The sequence below is a fragment of the Chitinophaga rhizophila genome (genome assembly GCF_019492185.1).
Taxonomy (GTDB): Bacteria; Bacteroidota; Bacteroidia; order Chitinophagales; family Chitinophagaceae; genus Chitinophaga; species Chitinophaga rhizophila.
On the sequence record NZ_JAICCF010000003.1, the window covers coordinates 884,333 to 908,071 of the forward strand.

At 44.7% G+C, this 23,739-nt stretch carries 18 protein-coding genes; 9 read left to right on the top strand and 9 right to left on the bottom strand.

The features are described 5' to 3' along the window. Positions 1 to 10 precede the first annotated feature (10 nt). Positions 11 to 1,168: an MFS transporter gene (locus K1Y79_RS18185; RefSeq protein WP_220251588.1), complete on the top strand. Its 1,158-nt coding sequence runs from the start codon at positions 11 to 13 to the stop codon at positions 1,166 to 1,168. Between the two features lie 90 nt (positions 1,169 to 1,258). Here the strand turns inward: K1Y79_RS18185 and K1Y79_RS18190 are convergent, their stop codons facing one another. Further along, positions 1,259 to 2,329, bottom strand: coding sequence for a hypothetical protein (locus tag K1Y79_RS18190; protein WP_220251589.1), 1,071 nt, complete (start codon positions 2,327 to 2,329; stop codon positions 1,259 to 1,261). Positions 2,330 to 2,944: 615 nt separating this feature from the next. On the opposite strand from K1Y79_RS18190, the gene carB reads away from it, so the two are divergent. Beyond that, entirely contained in the window at positions 2,945 to 5,764 is a 2,820-nt protein-coding gene (carB, locus tag K1Y79_RS18195) for a carbamoyl-phosphate synthase large subunit (protein WP_220251590.1), read from the top strand. Positions 5,765 to 5,863: 99 nt separating this feature from the next. Here carB and K1Y79_RS18200 read toward each other — a convergent pair whose 3' ends face one another. After that, a complete protein-coding gene (locus tag K1Y79_RS18200) occupies positions 5,864 to 9,064 on the bottom strand; it encodes a S41 family peptidase (RefSeq protein WP_220251591.1) in 3,201 nt (1,066 codons plus the stop codon). Positions 9,065 to 9,566: 502 nt separating this feature from the next. Here K1Y79_RS18200 and K1Y79_RS18205 point away from each other — a divergent pair. The 5 genes from K1Y79_RS18205 (at position 9,567) to K1Y79_RS18225 (ending at position 15,710) form a co-directional block, all read left to right on the top strand. After that, on the top strand, positions 9,567 to 9,710 hold the full coding sequence (locus tag K1Y79_RS18205) for a hypothetical protein (protein ID WP_220251592.1): 144 nt from the start codon (positions 9,567 to 9,569) through the stop codon (positions 9,708 to 9,710). Between the two features lie 360 nt (positions 9,711 to 10,070). Further along, positions 10,071 to 12,164: a ComEC/Rec2 family competence protein gene (locus K1Y79_RS18210; RefSeq protein ID WP_236059689.1), complete on the top strand. Its 2,094-nt coding sequence runs from the start codon at positions 10,071 to 10,073 to the stop codon at positions 12,162 to 12,164. Between the two features lie 12 nt (positions 12,165 to 12,176). Next, positions 12,177 to 13,691, top strand: a complete 1,515-nt coding sequence (purH, locus tag K1Y79_RS18215) for a bifunctional phosphoribosylaminoimidazolecarboxamide formyltransferase/IMP cyclohydrolase (RefSeq protein ID WP_220251594.1) — start codon at positions 12,177 to 12,179, stop codon at positions 13,689 to 13,691. A 92-nt stretch (positions 13,692 to 13,783) separates the two neighbouring features. Next, on the top strand, positions 13,784 to 14,362 hold the full coding sequence (locus K1Y79_RS18220) for an RNA polymerase sigma factor (RefSeq protein WP_220251595.1): 579 nt from the start codon (positions 13,784 to 13,786) through the stop codon (positions 14,360 to 14,362). 13 nt (positions 14,363 to 14,375) lie between these two features. Then, positions 14,376 to 15,710 (top strand): TonB family protein, encoded by a 1,335-nt coding sequence (locus tag K1Y79_RS18225; protein ID WP_220251596.1) that lies wholly within the window; start codon positions 14,376 to 14,378, stop codon positions 15,708 to 15,710. A 1-nt stretch (position 15,711) separates the two neighbouring features. Here the strand turns inward: K1Y79_RS18225 and K1Y79_RS18230 are convergent, their stop codons facing one another. From K1Y79_RS18230 to mutY, 7 genes are all read right to left on the bottom strand, one after another. Further along, a complete protein-coding gene (locus K1Y79_RS18230; RefSeq protein ID WP_220251597.1) occupies positions 15,712 to 15,912 on the bottom strand; it encodes a YqaE/Pmp3 family membrane protein in 201 nt (66 codons plus the stop codon). A gap of 12 nt (positions 15,913 to 15,924) precedes the next feature. Then, positions 15,925 to 17,301, bottom strand: coding sequence for a LutB/LldF family L-lactate oxidation iron-sulfur protein (locus K1Y79_RS18235; protein ID WP_220251598.1), 1,377 nt, complete (start codon positions 17,299 to 17,301; stop codon positions 15,925 to 15,927). Between the two features lie 135 nt (positions 17,302 to 17,436). Next, positions 17,437 to 18,048 carry a DUF3109 family protein gene (locus tag K1Y79_RS18240; RefSeq protein ID WP_236059690.1) on the bottom strand — a complete coding sequence of 204 codons (612 nt, stop codon included), beginning with the start codon at positions 18,046 to 18,048 and terminating at the stop codon, positions 17,437 to 17,439. A 54-nt stretch (positions 18,049 to 18,102) separates the two neighbouring features. Further along, positions 18,103 to 18,699, bottom strand: coding sequence for a gliding motility lipoprotein GldD (gldD, locus tag K1Y79_RS18245; RefSeq protein WP_220251599.1), 597 nt, complete (start codon positions 18,697 to 18,699; stop codon positions 18,103 to 18,105). 27 nt (positions 18,700 to 18,726) lie between these two features. After that, positions 18,727 to 20,088, bottom strand: a complete 1,362-nt coding sequence (gene gldE / locus K1Y79_RS18250) for a gliding motility-associated protein GldE (protein ID WP_236059692.1) — start codon at positions 20,086 to 20,088, stop codon at positions 18,727 to 18,729. A gap of 167 nt (positions 20,089 to 20,255) precedes the next feature. Beyond that, the gene (locus K1Y79_RS18255) at positions 20,256 to 20,711 is read right to left on the bottom strand and encodes a single-stranded DNA-binding protein (RefSeq protein ID WP_162333509.1); all 456 of its coding nucleotides are present in this window, start codon (positions 20,709 to 20,711) and stop codon (positions 20,256 to 20,258) included. Positions 20,712 to 20,892: 181 nt separating this feature from the next. Further along, positions 20,893 to 21,957 (bottom strand): A/G-specific adenine glycosylase, encoded by a 1,065-nt coding sequence (gene mutY / locus K1Y79_RS18260; protein WP_220251600.1) that lies wholly within the window; start codon positions 21,955 to 21,957, stop codon positions 20,893 to 20,895. Positions 21,958 to 22,528: 571 nt separating this feature from the next. Between mutY and K1Y79_RS18265 the strand changes: the two genes are divergently transcribed. Beyond that, the gene (locus K1Y79_RS18265) at positions 22,529 to 22,816 is read left to right on the top strand and encodes an HU family DNA-binding protein (protein WP_073084475.1); all 288 of its coding nucleotides are present in this window, start codon (positions 22,529 to 22,531) and stop codon (positions 22,814 to 22,816) included. 23 nt (positions 22,817 to 22,839) lie between these two features. Further along, a complete protein-coding gene (locus K1Y79_RS29425) occupies positions 22,840 to 23,682 on the top strand; it encodes a tetratricopeptide repeat protein (protein ID WP_220251601.1) in 843 nt (280 codons plus the stop codon). The last annotated feature ends 57 nt before the right edge of the window (positions 23,683 to 23,739 follow it).

The following is a 23,739-nucleotide window of genomic DNA, read 5'->3' on the forward strand; positions in this document are numbered from 1 at the left end:
ATCTACTTACATGCTACAGGAGTTAACACTTAGTTATCCGCCTAAAAGACTCACGCGCATTGCGGTGAGCACCTTATTTTTCCTTACAGGACTGTCTTTTTCCAGCTGGGCATCAAGAATACCAGCTATTCAACACACGCTTAATCTTTCCGAAGGAGAGCTGGGTGGTATGCTGCTGGCATTACCCATCGGCTCCATCTTATCTATGCCGCTGGCAGGAATACTGGTCAGCAGGTATGGTAGCCGCAACGTACTCATGCTCGCCGGCTCTTTGTATGTAGTTATTCTGCCTACTCTCGGATTAACCACCACAGCCTGGCAACTCTTTACCTGCCTGATATTATTCGGTTTCTGTGGTAATCTGGCCAATATAGCAGTAAATACGCAGGCGGTACTTGTTGAAGCAACCTATGGCCGCTCTATTATGGCCTCTTTCCATGGACTATGGAGCCTGGGTGGTTTTACCGGGGCATCTATCGGGTCAGGTATGTCTGCACTGGGTATTGTACCTTACCAGCATTTCCTGTTTATCATGGTGCTGGGGCTAATCCTGATCGGTGTCTCAATACGTTATGTAGCCACACATACTCCTCCTGAAACAGGGGAGAAGCCGCCACTATTTGCCATGCCTGACAAGGTATTAATGATACTGGGTATTATTGCCTTTTGTTCAATGATCTGCGAAGGAACTATGTTTGACTGGAGTGGTGTATACTTTAAGAAAGTAATTGAAGCGCCTGAACAGACTGCCGGACTTGGGTATACTGCCTTTATGAGCACAATGGCTGCAATGCGCTTTATTGCCGACTGGCTAACCACCCGCTTCGGTTTTAAAAGAATGCTGCAGATAAGTGGTGCGCTTACTGCTGGTGGTCTACTTATCGCTGTGTTATTACCTTATTTCCTGACTGCCATGTTTGGCTTTCTGCTGGTAGGCGCAGGTGTATCTGCTGTTGTTCCGCTGGTATACAGTGCTGCCGGCCGTAGCAAAACATTATCTCCTGGTATGGCGCTGGCTGCCGTATCCACTATTGGTTACCTGGGTTTTCTGGCCGGCCCGCCGCTGATAGGTTTTGTAGCTCAGGCTACCAGCCTTCGTATATCGTTCTCTATTATCGCACTGATGGGCGTGTGTATTGCCATCATGAGTACCAGGGCGAAAGAATAGTATCATCACAATTGCACAGTGTTTTAGAAAATAGAGGGGCTGATCGTTTACGATCAGCCCCTCGCCATTTATAGTTAAATAAAGAGATGATTATTTTTTAACTAGTTCAATCTGGTAAGTGGTGTTCGCTGTATTTACAATAGTGATCATCTGAGGTGTCATTTCGAGGATCTTAACAGAGTAGGAGTAGAACTCTGAGCGTTCCAGGCCATTATTATCCACCACAATAGTCAGTATCTTATTGTCCGGACTGAATGACCATCCGCCTTTCTCCAGCCTGGTCTGTATCTGTGTACCATAGTTCAGTTTCTCACAGGTAGAACTTTCCAGTATCACACGGGAAGCGCTTGCCGAGAATAGTTCCCCAAATTCATTCTGATCAGTGAAGATCATGTCATACTTCGTCACACCGGATACAGCGGCTATGCCTTCAAAGCAGTCACTGTTAGAATTAATACAATACTTCACTTTATCGCCTTCGCAGGTGAAGCTGGTGTATGAAGTGTCTGGTATATAATAGTTCTGCCACTGGCCATTCTTATCGGTCTTCCGGTTTACCCGCCAGCTGCCCACAAAGTCCTGATAGTCAGCGATAGCGTTCTGGCTATGCACCCGCACCAGTGCCTTTACATGATTACTAACGTGATCCAGCGAGTCATACGCAGCATAGGTAAGGGAAAGTGTGTCTCCCTGTATGTGCGGAGGCAATTTGATGATGATAGAAGAGTCCACATAGTCACCCTCACGGCCCAATACATCCGGCAGTCCCGCTTGTCTGGCAAATCCACGGTTAGCAGTATAGTCAACTTTGAAGTAAGAGCTACTACCATTGATAGACACATAGTAGCCTTTGATGGTAGACTCGTAATAGTCAAATTCCGGTGTTACTACAATGTAACGGCCACTGATGGCATTTACAATGTTTTTGTTTTCTACTAAAGTCGGGGTCCCGCTTAAGTCAGTGGCTTTTGGCATTTCGCCTTTGGAATAGATGCCAAATGCAACTTTGACCTTCGTGGCCAGCATTGTTCTGTCTGTAAGATGAATCGTATCAATCTTTTCTGGTTGGTCGTCCTCTTCTCCAACCTGGTTGTCGTCTTTTTTGCACGCGTAAAAAGCGACTGCACAGGTGAGTGCGCCGAATAATAGCAGCTTTTTCATTGGTATCAGGGTTTGTTAAGTTGTTAAGATCAAATAGTTATAGTTATATACTCATGTTGTGATAAGCCCGCGTCTCTCTGCCGGATCTTTATTGAATGAATGCTGATTGATTGTCCCTAATCACTTAAAGTATGTTTCTCATATTACGAACGAAGCATATTATATACGTATTTCTCTTTATCTGAGATTTGCCCTGCTATAAATATGTTCACCTTATTTTAACGTATTGATAATTAATCTGCTGTTTTCATATCGGGATCACTTGGCAACTATTCGAGGACTAAAGTATATGTTTTTTCTGATATGTGATATTGCCTTCACAGGCGTTTTTCATGCTGCTGATCATAATTCCTGGATATTCAGCAGATGTGTATCTAATATTTATTTAGCCAGGGCACAGTATATCCTCGCACATCAACTTCAGAAAATATGTTTATTAATATTATTCGTCCCCCTAATGTCCTATCTATAAAGGATTTAAAACCGTACGCCAGATTTTGTATCAAATTTAATTACCACAATAAACTTTGAAACACTTAATTTTGCACGATTTTTTTGTCTGGTGAATGGTATTAAAATCAGTTAGGTTTTAAAATTTTCAATTAGAATACGCAAATGCCGAAAGATTCCTCTATCAAATCTGTTCTTATTATTGGTTCTGGTCCTATTATTATTGGCCAGGCTTGTGAATTTGACTATTCCGGCTCCCAGGCAGCACGTTCGCTGCGTGAGGAAGGTATCAGAGTAGTACTGATCAATTCCAATCCGGCTACTATCATGACTGACCCTATGATGGCCGACAAGGTGTACCTGTTGCCACTGACAGTAGAAAGTATAGAACAGATACTGGAGGAGCAGCAAATTGACGCCGTACTGCCTACCATGGGTGGTCAGACAGCCCTTAACCTCTGTAAAGAGGTAGACGAGCTGGGAATATGGCAGAAACACAACGTGCGTCTGATAGGCGTGGATATTAAAGCCATTGATAAGGCCGAAGACCGTGAACAGTTCCGCCAGTGGATGATTCAACTGGGCGTACCGGTCGCCCCTGCTAAAACCGCTAACTCCTTCCTGGAAGGTAAAGAGTTTGCACAGGAAATCGGATTCCCATTGGTTATCCGTCCTTCCTTTACCCTCGGTGGTACCGGTGGTGGTTTTGTGCACGGTAAGGAAGACCTGGATGAAGCGCTTCAGCGTGGTCTGCAGGCGTCTCCTATCCACGAAGTACTGGTAGAAAAAGCTGTACTTGGATGGAAAGAGTTCGAACTGGAACTGCTGCGCGATAGCAAAGACAACGTAGTAATCATCTGTACTGTGGAAAACCTCGATCCAATGGGTGTCCACACAGGTGACTCAATCACCGTAGCGCCTGCAATGACCCTGAGCGATACCGCTTTCCAGGACATGCGTAACAAGGCAATGATGATGATGCGCGACCTCGGTAACTTCGCAGGTGGTTGTAACGTACAGTTCTCCCTCAATCCTGAAAATGAAGAACTGATCGCTATCGAAATCAACCCTCGTGTGAGCCGTTCTTCTGCCCTCGCTTCCAAAGCTACAGGTTACCCGATCGCTAAGATCGCTGCTAAACTGGCTATCGGTTACACACTGGATGAACTGGAAAACCAGATCACCAGAACTACTTCCGCATTCTTTGAACCAGCACTGGATTACGTGATCGTAAAAATGCCTCGCTGGAACTTCGATAAATTTAAAGGTGCTGATCAGACTCTCGGTCTGCAGATGAAGTCTGTAGGTGAAGTAATGTCCATCGGACGTACTTTCACTGAGGCTATTCAGAAAGCCTGCCAGAGTCTGGAAAATGATGCACTGGGCCTCGGTTACTATGGTAAGTCTGCTATGAAGAGTGAGCAGCTGCTGGAAAGACTGAAGACGCCTACCTGGGACCGTATATTCCGTATCAAAGATGCCCTGATGGAAGGTGTTTCCGTGAAACACATCCACCAGATGACCTACATTGATAAATGGTTCCTTAACCAGATCAATGACATCGTAATGATGGAAAAGCAATTGGCTGAACACGATCTGGACTCTATCCCGAAAGAGATGCTGAGCGATGCCAAGAAGATGGGCTTCTCTGATATGCAGCTGGTACATCTGTTCGGTAACTGCGAAGAACATGAAGTTTACGAAAAACGTAAATCTCTCGGTATCACCCGTACCTATAAAATGGTTGATACCTGCAGCGCCGAATTTGAAGCAGTTACTCCTTACTTCTACTCTACATTCGATACTGTAAACGAAAGCAAACCTTCTGACAAGAAGAAAGTGATCGTACTGGGCTCCGGCCCGAACCGTATCGGTCAGGGTATCGAGTTCGACTACTGTTGTACGCACGGCTTACAGGCTATCCAGGAATGCGGCTATGACGCTATCATGGTCAACTGTAACCCTGAGACAGTATCTACCGACTTTGATATGGCTAACAAGCTATACTTTGAACCGGTATTCTGGGAGCACCTGTGGGAAATCATCGAACTGGAGAAACCAGTAGGTGTGATTGTACAGCTGGGTGGACAGACTGCGCTGAAACTGGCTAAACGTCTGGAAGAAAAAGGTATCCGTATCATCGGTACATCCTTCGATAACATGGATATTGCCGAAGACCGTGGCCGCTTCTCTGATCTCCTGAAAGAACTGAACATTCCGTTCCCTAAATATGGTACTGCATATAACACAGACGATGCAATCGAAGTGGCTAAAGAAGTAGGTTATCCTGTACTGGTGCGCCCTTCTTATGTACTCGGTGGTCAGCGTATGCGTATCGTGATTAACGAAGAAGAACTGGAAGCATCTGTACTCAGCCTGCTGAGACACCTGCCAGGTAATAAGATCCTGATTGACCACTTCCTGGATCGTTGCCAGGAGGCTGAGATCGACGGTATCTTTGACGGCGAAAACTTCCACGTAATGGGTGTAATGGAGCATATCGAACCTGCCGGTATCCACAGTGGCGACAGTAACGCGGTATTGCCTGCGTTCAACCTGAGCCCTATGGAAGTAACCACCATGGAATACTATGCTGAAAAGATCGCTCGTGCACTGGATATCCGTGGTCTGATCAACATCCAGTTTGCTATCAAAGGCGGACAGGTATATGTGATCGAAGCTAACCCACGTGCTTCCCGTACCACTCCGTTCATCGCAAAAGCATACCAGGTGCCTTACCTGAACATCGCTACCAAAGTGATGCTCGGCGCTAACAAACTGACTGATTTCACTATCGAGAAGAAATTAGACGGTTTTGCCATCAAGGAACCAGTATTCTCCTTCAACAAATTCCCGGGCGTGAACAAAGAACTCGGCCCTGAAATGAAATCTACCGGTGAAGCTATCCGCTTCATCAAAGATCTCAGGGACCCTTACTTCAGGACCCTGTACAAGGAGAAGAGCATGTACCTGAGCAACAAATAAGATCAACAGTAACACTGCCGTTACAGGCAATGTGCTGATAATAAAACAGCGGCTGTATCCCTGGGGATGCAGCCGCTGCTGTTTTATACCTGTAGCAGTTTACTCTGCTCTGACAGGTCCCGCTGGTTTCTTTACCGCAGGTATCTCCTTAATTTCCTTCATCAGCAGCTCCACCGCTTTCTCCAGCTGAGGGTCTTTACCTGCAATAACCTCCTGTGGCGTCATCTCGATTTCCACATCTGGCGCTACTCCCTCATTTTCAATAATCCACTTGCCATCTTTACTGAAGATGCCCAATCGCGGTGCTGTCACAGTACCTCCGTCCATCAGCTCCGGATAGTTATATATACCAACTAGTATCCCCATCGTTGTAGTACCTACCAAGGGGCCCAGTTTCTTTTCACGGAACATAAATGGCATCAGATCTCCGCCCGAACCGGCATAACCGTTTGTGATCATTGCTTTCGGACCAAAGATTGCATTACCCGGCGTAGTCATAGGCAGCCCCTCGCGCGTGCCCCAGTAGTTTAAGAGATCACGGTTCAATAGGTCTATAACATAGTCGGCTGCAGAACCGCCTCCATTGAAGCGCTCATCAATGATCACGCCTTGTTTATCCAGTTGTGAAAAGTAGTAACGATTGAAATAGGTATAACCATCTCCGCCGGTATTAGGCATGTACACATAGGCCAGCTTACCCTTACTCAGCTGATCTACTTTTTTACGGTTACCTTCTACCCAGTCCATATTGCGCAAGGCTGTTTCAGTGCTTACGGGTATAACGGTATACTCCCTGGCACCGCTGGCGTCTGGTTGCTGGCTTACCTGTATAAGTACCTGCTTTCCGGCAGTGCCCTGAAAGAGGCTATAAATCTCTGTATTGCTATCAACAGGTACTCCATTCACAGCAATCAGGTAGTCGCCTTCCTTTATATGAACACCCGGTTGGGTAAGCGGGGCCTGGAACTGTGGATTCCAGTTCAATCCGGAATAGATCTTTTTGAAGCGATACTTACCTTTTTCTATACTATAATCTGCGCCCAGCAATCCTACTGATTCGCTGACTGGCTTAGGAGCGTCGCCCCGGCTAACATAATTATGGCCTATTACCAGTTCACTCATCATTTCGTTAAACAGGTAGTTCAGATCTTCTCTATGACCTACAAATGGCAGGAAGCGCTGGTACTTTTTCTTCACCGCTTTCCAATCTGCGCCATGCATATTTTCCACATAAAAAAAGTCTCTTTCAATACGCCACACTTCATCAAACATCTGTGACCATTCAGCTGCAGGATCAACCAGCGTGCGTATATTGCTGAGGTTCAATACGCCTTCTCCTGCATTGGCTTTGCTGCCTGTGCCAACAATCCCGCAGGTGGTATTGGTCGTATATAACAGCTTTTCTCCATTATAGCTTACGGTATATCCATTGATACCATTCATCAGCACATCGCTTTTCCGCTTGGTGATATCGTAGCTGTAGAGTGTATTGCCGGAACGATATAACAGTTTGTTGTTAACAGATCCGTTCAGCTGGGAATACTCTTCAGCAGGCAATGGCAGTGAAATAATACGCTGGTCAATATTCTCAAGATCTATTCGCGTTGTTTTAGACGTGTCTTTCGGTGCATCTTCTTTCTTTTCCTGCTCTTCATCACTTTCAGGTGCAAGAGGAGAGGATGCATTCGCAGAAAGTACTACTGCATAAATGTTACTGCGTATCTCCCGCTCATATGCTGACATATCCAGCCAGCCGGTATTCTGGGCAAAGTTGGTGCTGGCAGCAAAGAAAAGATATTTGCCATTCTTGCTGAATACTGGCTCTCTTGCTTCACTACGCCCGTCTGTTACCTGATAGTTCCTTTTATCTGCAATATTATACAGGAAAATGGCCTGCAGACTGTTATTCAGGCGTCTGTTGTAAGTAATCCAACGGGAATCCGGACTCCAATTGGCATTGAACTGCTGATCCGGCCGGTCATAGCTATCTTCATCAATCTGCGTAACCTTCTTACTCTCTATGTCTACGTAGTAAAGACGTAAACGTTTATCAAAGTAGAGTATCTTTTTACTATCGGGCGACCATACTGTTCCTCCATAAAAACTTGGCTCGCCTAAAGGAATAATGACCGCAGGCTTCTCTGCTTTCTGGTCACGTATATGAAGTGCATATTCTCCGCCGGCATCAGAGAAATACGCTATAGACTTTCCATCAGGAGACCATGCCGGTGAACGTTCATGCGCCCCGGGAGTAGCGGTGATGCTACGTACATCGCCTTTATCTGCCGGTATTGTCAGTATGTTTCCTCGGAATTGTACTACGGCGCGTATACCTGTAGGAGACAGACTGATGCCGCTGATGGAAGGCAACGATGCATTAATATAGTGAGGCCTTTTGTATGGCAGATCGGCCTGGAGACTGATGTTCAGCGTAGTACCTTTTCCAGCAGCAGCATCCCATTTATTAATCCTTCCAGCCTGTTCATATACCAGTGTTTTACCGTCTGAAAACAGGGTTTTAACGTCGAAGTCTTTATGCTGGGTGATCTGTGTGACAGTCTTACCGGAAATGGAATAACGGAAGATATTAACAATGCCGTTACGGTCGCTGAGGAAGTACACATCATTCCCTAACCATACCGGGCGGGTATTATTGGAATGTGCGTCGGGTACTTCTATGATAGTGTTTGTCTGGTTGTTGAATATCCAGACTTTCGGCATATTACCTCCTCTGTAATGCTGGAAAGGTCTGTAGGTAGACGCCCTTTCTGAAGGATCGGGGTTTTTGATATAGGCAGTGTACAATCCATCAGGAGAGACATTTCCCTGATGCGCTTCGGGCATCTTCAGTTTCACAGGCATGCCACCATTTATATTCACTTCAAACAGCTGTTGAAAACGGCTGGTAAAAGAGGCACGTGTAGAAGCAAATACAATCCTGTCATTGCCATGCCATCCACGTACAATATCAGCATCGGGATGATGCGTAATCCGGCGCGGAGTACCTCCATTTACAGGTACAACATAGATGTCTACATTACCTTCATAGTTACCGCTAAAGGCGATCCATTTTCCGTCAGGAGATAACATAGGGTCAAGTTCCACATCCGGATTAACGGTGATCCGCTGGGGATGCTGCCCGTTTTCATCAGTCGTCCAGATATCTCCGGCATAGTTAAAGGCAATCTGATGCTGACTGATGGAAGGGGAACGCAGTAAGAGCGTCTCATTCGACTGAGCTGACGTTGTAGCGCAGACAATGGTCGATAGTAAAAGCAGGGTAATGGGTTTGTGTAACATGTGGTCGTGGTTAAGCAGTTGAAGAGTATCTCCCAATTTATAATTTTTATTATAAGCGAACGAGACAAATTGCAAATTACCGCCTGCAGTTATCGGCTCGATAAATATGCTGGCGGTTGAAACTACGTGCTTGTTGCTGAGATTGGATTGCCTGCCGTTGATTGATCCAAAATCGCCCTGTAATCTTCCTTTGGTCCTTCATATGGTTTCGGTCAATGTCTTATTCTATACCGTTACCAAAAGGTCACTTAAAGGGCACCTCAATATCCCAGGGATATCGAAGTGCCCTTTAAGTGACCTTTTGGTGCCCCGATGGAGTGAAACATTAACCCAGATATAAGGAAGCATTGTACTGAAGCTGTTCTATCTTCTACAACAAGCATTTAAAGCTGCTGTGAAAAATGTTATAATCCTGCAACCAGCGCAAGGTCATGCGTTTCTGAGAACCAGGCGACGGGAACATAACATGCAGATAATCATGCTATAAACAGGCTCTTAGCTGGTGGAAGCGCCTATAGCGGAAGGTCTGGAAGCCGGATGTAAGAGGGTGCGTCACATGGTATACATGCGCCAGGTGATGGCATATCAGGTGAAAAAAGCGGGTGAGAGCGGCGAAATGCCTGAAAGAAGTATTGGTACGTGTTAAAATAATCAGAGCCTGATGAAGATCAGGCTCTTTCTTTTCCCTCAAAATAACCATTAAAGACACGACTATTTATGTGAATAAATAGCGTGACCGGTAATGCAGTTTACTATAAATATTAAATATTAAAAAGATGTTAACTAATCAATAACAGATGTCACTATGTATAATCTTTATAAAGCTGATAAATAGTTATTTAGTAATTTTTAGAAATGTCTATATGTAAAATGAGGTGGATTCGGGAAAAACTTTTCTTCGTATAAACTTATCAAGTAGGTGGATTTTTGTCATGCCTTAAAAACATATTTCATGCGTGAAAGATTTACATTCATTACTTGAATTGGTTAACCTTATACTTAAATCATGTTTGTTAGCTTTATTAAGCGTGCGCCATTTCTGCGCCCGATTTTCTGCTTATCCGCAGGTATATCTATTGCATTATTTTGCCCTATAAGCCTTCCGGCAGTATTATATGCTGCTTGTGTGGCGGCATTAGCGATTACTGTTCTATCTTATCTGTCAACATCTGTCAGGTACAGATTCGGCTGGTTACAAGGCTTAGCGTTACAGCTACTGGTGGTATGCGCAGGGTTTTTATTAGTGTACCTTACAGATGTACGGCATCACAGGCATTATTTTGAACAATGGATAAAACCAGGAGATCTTTTACTGGTGAGTATTGCAGAGCCGGTACAGCAAAAGGGCAGGCGGCTGAAAACAACTGCTTCTGTACGATATATTATACGTGGTAACACGCGTATGGCAGTACAGGGTAAGCTACTAGTTTACCTGGCTGCAGATAGTGCCGCGATGCGCTTACAGGAGGGTAGTCAGTTGCTGATAGATAGTCGTCCGGACATAATAGCGCGAAGTGGTAATCCCGGCGCTTTTGATTACCGGCAGTACTGTTATCTGCAGCAGATATACCGGCAGGTATATGTATCAGCGGGGTATTGGTGGTTACTACAACCGGATGATAGCAACCGCCTGAAGAAGTGGTTAATACAGAGCCGTGGGTATTGTCTACAGGTATTACAACAATACATTGGTGGCCGCGAATATGGGCTGGCAGCGGCATTGCTGATTGGCTACAGATATGATCTGGACAGGGAACTGGTGCAGGATTATACCAATACAGGCATTGTACACATTATTGCCGTTTCTGGGATGCACCTTGCACTGATATATGGTGCATTGCTCTGGATACTTGGCTGGTGGCCGGCGCACCGCTATGCAACCATTATAAAAGGATTACTCATTATTGTTTTGTTATGGGCCTTTACACTACTAACCGGTAGCACTGCATCCGTATTGCGTGCAACCGTTATGTTTACCTTCCTGACTATTGGTAGATTCATACTATACCGGCATACGAATGTGTATAATACCCTTGCTGCTTCAGCTTTCCTGCTATTGTGTTATGAACCAAGACTATTGGCAGATGTAGGATTTCAGCTTTCCTATCTGGCGGTAGCAGGCATTGTTGTGTGTTATAAATGGCTATATATTCAGTTACAATTTAAACGTAGATGGCTGGACAGGCTGTGGGATATGACCGCGCTGACCCTGGCCGCACAGGTTTTTACGTTGCCTGTTTGTCTCTATTATTTCCATCAGTTTCCCATCTATTTTCTACCAGCTAATATGATTGCGGTGCCATTATCCACCGTTGTGCTATATGGAGAAATAGGGCTGTTGCTGTCAGCAACCATACCTTTTATTGCGAAGGTAACCGGCACCTGTCTGAAGTTGATGATGCTGGGTATGAATAAAGTGACGGCCCTGATCGGTGATATGCCAGGTGCTTTGCTAACTGGCATAGATATCCATCTTTTCAGCGTATTGTGTCTCTATGTATGTATCAGCGCATTACTGTTATGGCGTATGCATGAGTGGCGGCAGGGACTGTTGGTCTTCTTTGCTGGCTGTGCCTGTTGGAGTGCGGGTAGTATGTACCTGCGGTTAACTGAACAACATCAACACAAGATGGTTGTTTATAATATACCTGGAAACACGGTAATAGATGTCATTCAGGGTAAAGTGGTGCTGAAGCTGGCTGGGCAGCGGTTGAAAGATTCGTTATATGAAAGGCATCTGCTCCCTGCTTATCGTCAGTATGGCGTAAGCAGTGTTCGTACATCCGGGAGTGAGGCAGGAGGTGCGTTGGCTTTTCCGGGATTCCGGGTTTTTATGGTAGGAGGTAAGCGGTTAGTGGTGGTGGATAGTATGATACAGCAGGTATATCCGAAGAAAAAATTCCGTACAGATTATCTTTTACTTTCACATAATCCGCGTGTGGATATCAGACAATTGGAGCGGATATTCACTGTGGGTGAATACATTTTTGACGCTTCCAGCTCCCTGCGGAACATTCAACGGTGGAAAAGTGATTGTTACATGCTAACTTTGCGCTTCTTTTCGGTTCCGGATCAGGGAGCCTATGTTGTAAATTTCTAATGATTTCCATACATGCAAAAGCAAATTAAATCTGCATTGATCTCCGTTTTCTATAAAGATAACCTGGAGAACATTGTTAAAAAGTTAGGTGAACAGGGAGTAACTATTTATTCTACTGGTGGTACTCAGCAATTCATTGAGGACCTTGGCGTGAAGTGTGTGGCGGTGGAAGAGCTGACAGCTTATCCTTCTATTCTGGGCGGACGTGTGAAAACGTTGCACCCGAAAGTATTTGGTGGTATCCTGGCGCGCAGGGACAACCCACAGGATCTGGAGCAGCTGGAACAGTATGCTATTCCGGAACTGGACCTGGTGATTGTTGATCTGTATCCATTTGAGGAGACAGTAAAGAGCACCAATGTGGAGCAGACTATCATCGAGAAAATTGATATCGGCGGCGTATCCCTGATCAGGGCAGCAGCCAAGAACTTCAAAGACGTTGTAATTGTTGCTTCCAAAGATCAGTATGGTGACCTGGAGCAGGTACTGACCAGCAACGCAGGTGCTACTACCGTTGAAGAACGCAGGGCTTTTGCTGCGAAGGCATTTGAAGTTTGCGCTAATTATGATGTGGCTATTTCCCAGTATTTCCTGAATAATGAGCCTGCTGCATATTTCCAGGTTTCTGCGCCACAGGGTCAGATCATGCGTTACGGAGAGAACCCTCATCAGAAAGGAGTGTTCTATGGTAACCTGTCTGAGATTTTCAATAAACTGCATGGTAAGGAGTTATCATATAACAATCTGGTAGACGTTGATGCAGCTTGTCAGCTGATACAGGAGTTTACAGCAACTACTTTTGCTGTGATCAAACATACCAACGTATGTGGTATAGCTAGTCGTCCGACGCTGAAAGCAGCCTGGGATGCTGCGCTTGCTGGCGATAAGGAGAGTGCATTTGGCGGCGTGCTGGTTACCAACGTTGTGATTGACAAAGCTACTGCAGAATCTATCAGTGAGATCTTCTTTGAAATTCTGATTGCTCCTGGCTTTGATGCAGATGCGCTTACGGTGCTTCAGGCTAAGAAGAACCGTATACTGTTACAGCAGCTGCAGCCGGTGAAAGCACCTTATGTATATAAGAATGTACTGAATGGCGTATTGCTGCAGGAAAATGATAAAGGAAACTTCCAGGAGTGGAAAGAAGCTGGCGCAAGACCGGCTACAGAAGCAGAGAAAGCAGACCTGGAGTTTGCTAACCTGGTATGTAAGCACCTGAAATCCAATGCTATTGCGCTGGTTAAAGACCAGCAGCTGATTGGTAAAGGTTGCGGACAGACTTCCCGCATTGATTCACTGCGTCATGCAATTGCAAAAGCTGCTCAGTTCAATTTTGACCTGAAAGGCGCTGCTATGGCATCAGATGCTTTCTTCCCATTTGATGATTGTGTACGTATTGCCCATGAAGCCGGCATTACTACTGTTATTCAGCCGGGTGGTTCAGTAAGGGACAATGACTCAGTAGAATTTTGTAAGCAGAACGATATGGTGATGGTTATGACGGGTACCCGCCATTTCAGACACTAAGGCGTTCTTACTGCATAAAGATATACTTAAAAAGCACTGGCATATGCCAGTGCTTTTTTGCTAAAAATTCTTTACTATTGTCCATCTAATCTATGGCCTTTTTACACCAGAATATCATGAAAGATGCTGATGATGCCACGTTGATACAGGAGTTTAAACGCTCCGGTCAACTGGATTATCTGGCAGCGCTATACCAGCGCTATATGAATCTGGTATATGGTGTATGCCTGCGTTATTTTGATGAGGAGACCAGTAAAGATGTAGTAATGCAGATTTTTGAAGAGCTGATCCTGAAGTTACAACAGCATGAGGTACAGAACTTTAAGAGCTGGCTGCATGTGTTGACAAGGAACCATTGTCTGATGAAACTGCGGGCTATGAAAAACCGGGAGGGGAGAGAAATATCTCTGGATGGGATGCCCGTTATGGAAAATGAGTCTTTGGGGCATCATGAGAACGGAGTAAGTATAGAGGTGCATTTACAGGGGATGGAGAAGTGCCTGGAAGCTTTGCCAGAAGAGCAAAAGCGGAGTGTGGACCTGTTTTATCTCAAAGAGAAAAGTTACCGCGAGGTAGCGGATATAACCGGGTATGATATGAAGAAAGTGAAGAGCTACATCCAGAATGGTAAGCGTAACCTGAAAATCTGTATGGAACAACAAGATGCCTGACAATCACAGTCATATGAATCAAGGCGTTGATCCGGAGCTGATCCGCAAATATCTGGCAGGACAGCTGGATAATAAAGCGATGCATGCTTTGGAGAAACAAGCCCTGGACGATCCGTTTCTGGCGGATGCTCTGGAAGGGTTTGCTGAGCGCAAACCTGATCAGCGCTTGCATCTTGCAGACCTGAGCAGGCGGTTGGATACCCGTGTGAAGGGCGAAAGCGGAGAGAAAGGTGGGGCGATCTTCAAACTTGATATGCGCTGGATGGCAGCTGCCGGTGTACTCTTGGTAGTAGTAGCAGGCTTGTTGTGGATGTGGCAGTATAATGCCCGGGATCAGGCAATGGCTTATAAGGAAGCGAATGTTTCTGACAGCTCTATTACTGATACCCTTCAATATTATAACCAGGAGGAACCCAAAGCCTGGACTAATAATGTTACTCCGGAGCATACTCCGGCTATGACGTTATCAGCAGATACTATTAATACTATTATCAATCGTAAAATCCGTGGGGTAGGAAAGCCACTTGCGGGTATCGTGGAAAAAGCTACATCAGATACTGTTGCACTGGAAGTAGCACCCACACCGGCGGCAGTAGCCGCTGCAGCGCCTATGCTGGCAGAGAAATATGAAAAGACAGATACTATTGTTACCAAGATACTGGACCTGGCTGCAGTCACCCAGGCAAAAGAAGTGGCAGATAACGCGCCGGCAAAAGCCCGTCAGGTCTTTGCTGCAGCTAAGCCTGTTATGGCTACCCGTGTGATTGAAGGTAAGGTAAAAGATGGCAGCGATGGGATACCTGGCAGTGTGGTAAGGGTAGAAGGTACAAACATTGGAGCGTCAACTGATGTGGATGGGCGCTTCTCGTTACGGATTGCAGACACCGCAAAAGAAGTAAGCCTGGTAGCCACGGCACTTGGCTTCAATAGTAAACGGTTGAACATCACCGATAAAGATAAAAACTTAGATATAGTATTGCAGCCTAGTTCCTCTAATCTGAATGATGTGATTGTAACAAATCCGAGCCGTAAGAAAATGGGGGGTAAGTATGGCGATTACTATCAGGCGCCACTGCCAGCTGAAGGGTATGACAAATACAAGCAGTATTTGTCTAAGTATACGCAGTACCCTGCGTCTGCAGCAGCTGGAGATGTAAAAGGAAGAGTAAAGGTTTCTTTCAGAGTGATGCCTGATGGTACACTTGAAGACTTCAAAATAACCAGGCGTTTGCAGCCGGACTGTGATGCTGAAGCGCTAAGGGTAATCAAGGAAGGTCCGGCCTGGACACCCGCTTCTGACGGCACAGCTACCCGTGTACAGATAGATGTGTATTTCCCTGCTAAATAGACTATCTGCTTTCTCTGATAGCTTTAACAATCCTTCTTGTCCTGCGATCTTCCCGCGCATTCTGTAATGAGTACACCGCCCATATTGCTGCGGGGATCCAGCCTATTAACGTAAGTTGTAAGATCAGGCATAGGAGGCCTGTTAAAATCCGGCCTCTTAGTATGAAAGATAGCCATGGCAATAAAACAGCAATCAGTATCATATCAAAAAGATACTATTTTTTCCGTTCTTTCCATAGCTGATTGAAGGACTTGGGAGCAAAAACGGGTAGGTCTCTATCATCGCCCCAGGCTCCGGCGAAGAACCTTTTCATGAAGAAGTTTTTGGTATTTCCCCCCACCAGGTTCATCATCCTGCGGCTTAGACTGGCTTGTTTCCAGCCGAACCAGGACATTTTTTCACCTCCTGAAGTATGATTCTCCTCTACAGCTTTATGACGGTTATGGAGCAGTAACTCATGAACATTGATTCTTACCGGGCACACCTCTGTACAGTTTCCACATAGGGAAGACGCATAGCTAAGATGCATGAATGACTCCATTCCCTGAAGATGTGGAGTAATAACTGATCCGATAGGGCCACTGTAGGTAGTACCGTAGCTATGGCCGCCAATATTTTTATATACAGGGCAGGCATTAAGGCACGAACCGCAGCGGATACAATAGAGGCTTTCCCTGGCTTCGGTATCCTGCAGGATATTGGTACGGCCGTTATCCATGAGGATGACATACATCTCTTCCGGACCATCCGTTTCATGTTCCTGACGGGGGCCACTGAAGATGGAGTTATAGACAGTAACCTGCTGCCCGGTACCATAAGTAGCAAGTAGTGGCCAGAACAAAGCCAGGTCATTGATGGAAGGCAGCATCTTTTCGATACCTACCAGTACAATATGTGTTTTAGGGAATGCTGTGCTTAGCCGGGCATTACCTTCATTTTCAGTAACAGCTACACCGCCAATATCGGCAATGATAAAATTTGCCCCGGTAATACCTATTTCTGCATCCAGGTATTTCTGACGTAGTTTTTCCCTGGCAATGAGTGTCATTTCCTGGGGAGTCAGATCCGGAGGTGTACCTAGCTTTTCAGCAAAGAGTTTAGCAACATCCTCCTTGCTCTTATGCATGGCGGGTGTTACGATGTGGTAGGGCGGTTCATTATCCAGTTGCTGGATATATTCTCCCAGATCCGTTTCCACACATTCGATATCATGTTTGGCCAGGAAGTGGTTAAGATGTACTTCTTCCGTAGCCATAGATTTACTCTTAACGATGCTTTTGCATTGTTTGGCTTTGCAGATGGCCAGTATTTCATCCAGTACCTGCTGGGAGTTTTCAGCCCAGATCACTTTTCCACCTCTGCGGGTAAAGTTGCTTTCAAACTCTTCCAGGTGTTTATCCAGGTGCTCCAGTGCCCTCCACTTGATGTTCTTCGCCCGTTCACGCGCAGTATTCAGATCGGTAAACTGTTGTTTACCAGCCTTCACGGCAGTATTATACTTACCAATATTGAAGTTGATAGTCTGGCGATGTATGAGGTTTGTCGCTTTCTTCTCACTATTATCAAGAAAAGTGGAGGCGTTCTGATGCATAAGTTGTTGAGATTGCTGATCCTGGAATTACAAAACCCATACCGGTTTACGGTTCCCTGGGAATGAATGAAATACAACGGTTAGTTAGTACCAGTAAAGATAGGGGAAATGCAGGGATTGCGTCAGCAGCAGACGTTACTCTGCCTTATATTGTTTCCGTGCGATTTTGTCGAGCACCTGATAAAATTCTTCTCCGTATTTACGAACAAGTGCATCTTTCAGAAAGCGGTATACCGGCACACGCAAGCTTTTACCATTTTTACAGGCTGGCTTACAGATATCCCAGCGGTCGTAATTCAGCGCTTCAAAAGATTCATATTTGGTTACTCTGATAGGGTAGAGGTGGCAGGAGATAGGCTTTTTATAGTCTACCACACCATCATTATATGCTCTTTCAATAGCACAGCCTACAACACCATACTCATCAATGTGAGCATAGGCGCATATACCTTTATTAACGATGGGGGTGACATAGCCATACTCATCATCTGTGGTGTGAGTACCAGTTTTCTCTATTTCGGCGATGCCATCGGGGCGGAGGTATGACTTGATCTTCGGATAGATCTTCTTCAGTTTCTTCACTTCCTCTTTATCGAGCGGCGCTCCGCAATCACCCGCAACACAGCAGGCACCTTTACAGGCTCCCAGGTTGCAGACGAACTGTTCCTCAATAACTTCGTCGCTGATATACTTATCGTCAATGATGATCATAAATAATTGATAGTCGTTAGTCCGCAGCGTTGGCATGGCATAACGGACGGGTATTTCTTAAAACTGCAAAGTTAAGAAATAGTATCAGGACTATCGCCATTTGAGCGTTTCTACCATATGCCACATATCTTCCTGAAGGAATTGCTGTACAGGAGCGAGTGAATCGGCATTTGGTGCAGCGTCAAAGTAGAGTGCGCCACGCAGGAAATGGTCTATAGAGTCAGTAGCATAGAACTGTTTAGCGGAGGCGGCATTACCGCCTACATCATAAAAGGAGCCACTGACATGGTAGGGAGTATTGATAGTTTTCTCTTCAATATATTCCGCCTTATAGGTGTGTTTGTAGGTCATCTTAAAGGCATCATTGATCAGTTGCTGAAAGCTGTTCTTTCCGTTTTTACCTATTTCCTTGTAGCTCATGTAGATCTTTCCGTTAAGACCAGGAAATTCGACATTGATCCAGTAGGGATTTTCGGTTTTCTCACCAAAGAACAGGCTGTCTTTTACGATGTTGGCATATACCGGGTACTCGAAAGTGTATGGATATCCGGGAACGTCAAACACGCGGTATTCCCGTTCAGGAAAGTTGATGTGAAAATAGCCGCGTGGTTTGGGAGTATAAGATTGTTCGCATGCTGCAAAAGCGAGCAGCAGCAAAATACAGAGAATGTTCCCGGTTAATTTCATAGTTGCTGGTGGTTAGGTGTATAGCACTTAGTTCAGGTCTTCGACATTTTGTCTAACGGTGACCTGTACTTTCTGGATACGCATTTTAGTTACTTCCAATACGGTAAAGTCGTAACCATCATGAGATATCATGCTGTTTTCTTCAGGGAATTTGCCAGCCAGTTCGAGTATTAGTCCGCCGATGGAATCACTTTCTCCTTTTACTACTTCAAAAGTATCGGGAGGGATGTTCATGATGCGGCATACGTCATTCAGCATGGTTTTACCTTCAAAAACGTAGGTGTTGTTATCAACTTTACTATAATTAAATTCTTCTTCGTCAAATTCGTCTTTGATATCGCCGATTACTTCCTCAACGATGTCTTCGAGGGTAACGATACCGGAGGTACCTCCAAATTCGTCTACGACTACGGCGAAATGCATACGTCTGTTTTGAAACTCGGACAGCAGGTCTTCGATCAGTTTATGGCCATGTACGAAGAATGGTTGGCGCATAACAGTGTGCCAATCAAAGTTTTTGCCTTTATCCAGGTGGGGAAGTAGGTCTTTGGTATGTATTACGCCGACGATGTTATCGAGATTGCCTTTGTATACGGGGAGGCGGGAGTAGTGAAGATCAGCTACACGTTTCACCACAGTGTCAAAGTCGTCGTTATGTTCGATACCTGATACATCGAGGCGGGTGTGCATGATTTGCTTAACGGTGATATTCCCGAATTTAAGAATGCCTTTGAGGATATTCTTTTCTTCCTGGGAGGCGGTAGGGTCTACGCTCATTTCGATGGCTTCGTCTATCTCCTGATAGTTAACGGCACCGCTGCCTCTGTGGAAGAAGCGGGCTTCTATGCTTTCGCTGAGGCCTACGTAAAAGTCACTTACGGGTTCCAGGGTAGCATGTATCAGGCTAACGAACCATGCGAAATAGGTAGCGAACCGGATATTGTTCTGAGCTGCCCATACCCTGGGTAGTACCTGTCCACAGAATAGCAATACGAATATAATTATGGCTATACGTACGACGAATGACACGACCGGTACGGTCTGTAGGTCTTCCATCTGGGTGATGAGGTAGCTGGTGACCATGATAAAGGCGAGGGAAAGCAGTACTCCGGCTATCTGGAGGGAGGCCAGCAGGGAGCGGGGCTTTTCCAATAGTTTGGTAATCAGTTTTCCGCTGGTGTTTTGCCTTGTTTTCAGGGCATTTAGATCTTTATAGTTCAGGGAGAAGAAAGCTACTTCTGCGCCAGACACGATAAAGGCCATGAGAAGGAGGACGAATATCACAAGCAGATAGATAACCACGTTAGGAGTGGCGATGGGCGCCGCTGCTTGTAACAGGGTGAGCTTACCTGGTAAGATGCTTGCCGGATAGGTGTACAAAATGTTCAACTTTGACGTGATAAATATGGAACCCCGAGCATATAGCAAAGTAAGTTCCAAAAAAATGGGAAAGTAATTCAGGTCTTAAATTGAATCGCTTTCCCTATATGCAAATATAAGTATATGTCCCATAAAGGGATTGTAAATCAAAAGAATTAATATTTTTTGCTGGATAGTTAAAAAGGAAGATCGTCCGCTGTATCGTTCAGTTGGGGGGGTATCTCCATATTGGGGAAATTATCACCGGTGTTGCTGCCTGTGTTGCTGTGGTGTATGGCATGTTCTGCGTTGTTAAGGTCCATACGTTTATCCAGCATGACGAGGTTATCACCTACTACTTCAGTGGCAAATTTCTTATTACCCTCCTTATCTTCCCAGCTACGGGTGCGGAGGCGTCCTTCAATATATACAAGACTACCTTTGTGGAGGTATTTCTGGGCTAATTCAGCCAGTCCGCGCCATAATACCACCGTATGCCATTCTGTTTGGGAAATCAGCTTACCAGCTCTGTCCTTGAATGTTTCTGTAGTAGCCAGCGAAAACTTAGCTACTGCTATATTACCTTCTAAAAACTGTACATCTGGATCTCTACCCAAGTTGCCAATCAGGATTACTTTATTAACACCTCTCATTGTTGCAGGTTTTAATCTATTGATTTTAAACTATTGAAAATATACGCTTCTTATAAATGAACAACCTTTCTAAAGTTAATGTTTTTTTCAAATCGACAGTGAAAATTTTACCGTATTGTTTTTAGCTCAAATACCTTGCCGTAGCAAGTTGAGCGCTGTTGACAGGCAGTAAGTTTTCGTATCAGAACAGGGTAAGTTCCCTGTTCTTCAGAAAGTCGGTAATTGTTTTAGGAAAGGCGTAATGATCCAGTTGTTCCTTTGGAACTGCCGTATATCCGGGTAGTTCAGGCTTTTCGTTAACAGAAAGCAGGAGAAACTGGCTATAAATAGTCTGGTGAGTAAGTTGTTGCTTTAAGGGCGCAGAGGTACCATCTATGTTGTAACGTATATCTTTCATGATGTCTTTGAAAGCCGTGGAAGCTTGCAGTGTTGCTGGATCTTCGGGTGCGGTAGTTTCTAAAAGAATGAACTCGTGCAGGTTTTGCCAGATATCATTTTCAGTACGTTTCCGGATGTATATGTTGTCTTGATGTTGAACGACCAGGTAGTAGAAGTAGCGTTTCCTGATAACTAGTTTTTTGGATTTAACAGGCAGCAGGGAGGTAAGTCCCTGTTGGTAGGCTTTACATTTTTTAGACAGCGGGCAGCTTTTGCAGGCAGGTTGTTGTGGTTTGCACACAACGGCACCAAAGTCCATAATGGACTGGTTATACGAAGCAGATTGTCCGTGAGGCAAGAGTTCCTGGGCCAGTTGGGTAAATTGTTTTTTACCAGCGGTAGTATCTATTGGCGTATCGATATCAAAGAAGCGCGAGAGGACACGGAACACATTGCCATCGAGAACGGCATGTGGCAGGTTAAAGGCAAATGAAGCGATGGCCGCAGATGTATAGGGGCCGATACCTTTCAGCGACTGAATAGCGTCATAGGTATTTGGGAAGTGCCCATGATGCATGGATACAATCTGTTTGGCAGCAGCCAGCATATTCTTGCAGCGGGCGTAGTAGCCCAGTCCCTGCCAGAGGCGGAATACAGCTTCTTCAGGAGCAGCGGCCAAATCCTGAACGGTCGGATAGTTTAAGATAAATTTTTCGTAGTAAGTCCATCCTTGTTCCACACGTGTTTGCTGTAAAATAATTTCAGACAGCCATATACGATAGGGGTCTTTTTCACCTTTCCATGGCATGGAACGAGTGTTTTCATTATTGTTCCAATCCAGGAGGGTCTCAGTAAAAAACTTGTTCATTACTGCAAAGATAATGGGATGGAAGTGAACACAAATGGAGATGGTATGCAAGGGATTTTGGCGGTGAGGGAGGAGTATTCAGAATACGGGAAGGAAGAAGAGATTAAAAATATCACGCATGAGAATTATTTTTTATAATATTCTGATGAGAGGAAGTAGCAGTTATTTGGAACAGAAGTTGTTGAGATATAGACGAATATGTTGAAAAATGCGTTATAATAGGCAAAGAGTGATTATTTATTAACGGTTGATCCGGAGAGAACTTTTTTCACTACACCAAGAAAAAAAAGGCCAAATGAATATTATTTTTTGTATATTCGTTAATGAGTGGTTTAGTGAAATATTATGACTTACCCTAATGAATGTGTACTTGTACTGGCCTAACGTATGGAATCTTTCTCTTTTTTGGTTACCCGTTAATAGCTTGTTTTAAGTACTAATGAATTGGTTTGCAGAGGAATATATTATAGAATTGGCTGGTATAAGAAAAAAACATAAAATTTATTTGCTTAAAATTCAGCAATTAAAAAAAATTAAATAATTTTGGGACAAGTAATCCTTCGCTTCAATTATGAGAAAAGCTGACTTAATTAACAATATTGCTGAAAAAACCGGCATACCTAAAGTAGATGTGTTAGTAACACTAGAGGCCATGTTTAAGGAGGTCAAGGAAGCGTTGGCTAATGGCGAGCATATCTATATCAGAGGCTTTGGTAGCTTCATTACGAAAAAGAGAGCTGCGAAAATTGGCCGTAACATCAAGAAAAACGTTGCCGTTGAGATTCCGGAGCATTTTATTCCGGCCTTTAAGCCTTCTAAAGAATTTGTTGCAGAAGTAAAGAAGCTTAAAAGTTCGTAATTTTGCAGCCTAATATTTAAGGCGTGCAAAAATCACAAATTCTCTTGGTCGGTGCCGCAGCGACATTACTAGTAGTATTAGTCGCCTTCGGCCGCACCGTGCCTCATTCGGATAAAAAAGCGATGCCAACTGCCGCTCATTCACATGACGGACAGGAGGAAGAACCTATTGCCTTTGATGACTTGCTGGCTTCTGCCAAGCAAAAAATCCCTGCAGACAAACTCGTTTCGATCACTGCCCTTGAAAACAGGACGGTGCGAGGCGACGTTAAGAACCAGCAAATAGACGCTTACAGACAGTTATATGCCTCCTGGGACAGCCTAAACCAGCTGCCCATAGCTGCGTATTATCTTGGCGAATCTGCCAAGTTGGAAAATTCCGAAAAAAGCCTCACCTTTGCAGCCAATTTATTTTTAGAACATCTGGAACATGCAGAGGACCCTGCTATTGCCAAATGGGAAAGCCAACAGGCTATCAGTCTGTTAGATAAAGCTATTCAGCTGAATCCGGCTAATGATTCCCTGAAAATTAAACAGGCGCTTTTGTATATGAATACAGGAGAACCTATGGTAGGTGTCCAGAAACTAAGGGATGTGGTGGCAGCCAATCCTGATAACGCAGAAGCTCAGATAACGTTGGCAAATCTCGCTATTCAGTCAAATCAGTTTGATAAAGCCATAGAAAGGATGGAGACGTTCACACAGAAACATCCTCAGGAGGCTAAGGCTGTATTTGTATTAGCAGAAGCTTATCGCGGCAAAGGTGATATTAAAAAGGCAGTTGAATTACTGGAACACTGTAAGACACTCCTAGACGATCAATCACTGAAGGCGGAAATAGATAATTATATTAAGAGTATTAAATAATATTCATTTTTTTAAACATTTTAAAACTTATTAGCGTATGCCTTGCGGTAAGAAAAG

Coding starts and splice junctions, on each gene's coding strand:
- K1Y79_RS18185 (WP_220251588.1), top strand. CDS start 11: ATGCTACAGGAGTTAACACTTAGTTATCCGCCTAAAAGACTCACGCGC.
- K1Y79_RS18190 (WP_220251589.1), bottom strand. CDS start 2,329: ATGAAAAAGCTGCTATTATTCGGCGCACTCACCTGTGCAGTCGCTTTT.
- carB (WP_220251590.1), top strand. CDS start 2,945: ATGCCGAAAGATTCCTCTATCAAATCTGTTCTTATTATTGGTTCTGGT.
- K1Y79_RS18200 (WP_220251591.1), bottom strand. CDS start 9,064: ATGTTACACAAACCCATTACCCTGCTTTTACTATCGACCATTGTCTGC.
- K1Y79_RS18210 (WP_236059689.1), top strand. CDS start 10,071: ATGTTTGTTAGCTTTATTAAGCGTGCGCCATTTCTGCGCCCGATTTTC.
- purH (WP_220251594.1), top strand. CDS start 12,177: ATGCAAAAGCAAATTAAATCTGCATTGATCTCCGTTTTCTATAAAGAT.
- K1Y79_RS18220 (WP_220251595.1), top strand. CDS start 13,784: ATGGCCTTTTTACACCAGAATATCATGAAAGATGCTGATGATGCCACG.
- K1Y79_RS18225 (WP_220251596.1), top strand. CDS start 14,376: ATGAATCAAGGCGTTGATCCGGAGCTGATCCGCAAATATCTGGCAGGA.
- K1Y79_RS18230 (WP_220251597.1), bottom strand. CDS start 15,912: ATGATACTGATTGCTGTTTTATTGCCATGGCTATCTTTCATACTAAGA.
- K1Y79_RS18235 (WP_220251598.1), bottom strand. CDS start 17,301: ATGCATCAGAACGCCTCCACTTTTCTTGATAATAGTGAGAAGAAAGCG.
- K1Y79_RS18240 (WP_236059690.1), bottom strand. CDS start 18,048: ATGCCAACGCTGCGGACTAACGACTATCAATTATTTATGATCATCATT.
- gldD (WP_220251599.1), bottom strand. CDS start 18,699: ATGAAATTAACCGGGAACATTCTCTGTATTTTGCTGCTGCTCGCTTTT.
- K1Y79_RS18255 (WP_162333509.1), bottom strand. CDS start 20,711: ATGAGAGGTGTTAATAAAGTAATCCTGATTGGCAACTTGGGTAGAGAT.
- mutY (WP_220251600.1), bottom strand. CDS start 21,957: ATGAACAAGTTTTTTACTGAGACCCTCCTGGATTGGAACAATAATGAA.
- K1Y79_RS18265 (WP_073084475.1), top strand. CDS start 22,529: ATGAGAAAAGCTGACTTAATTAACAATATTGCTGAAAAAACCGGCATA.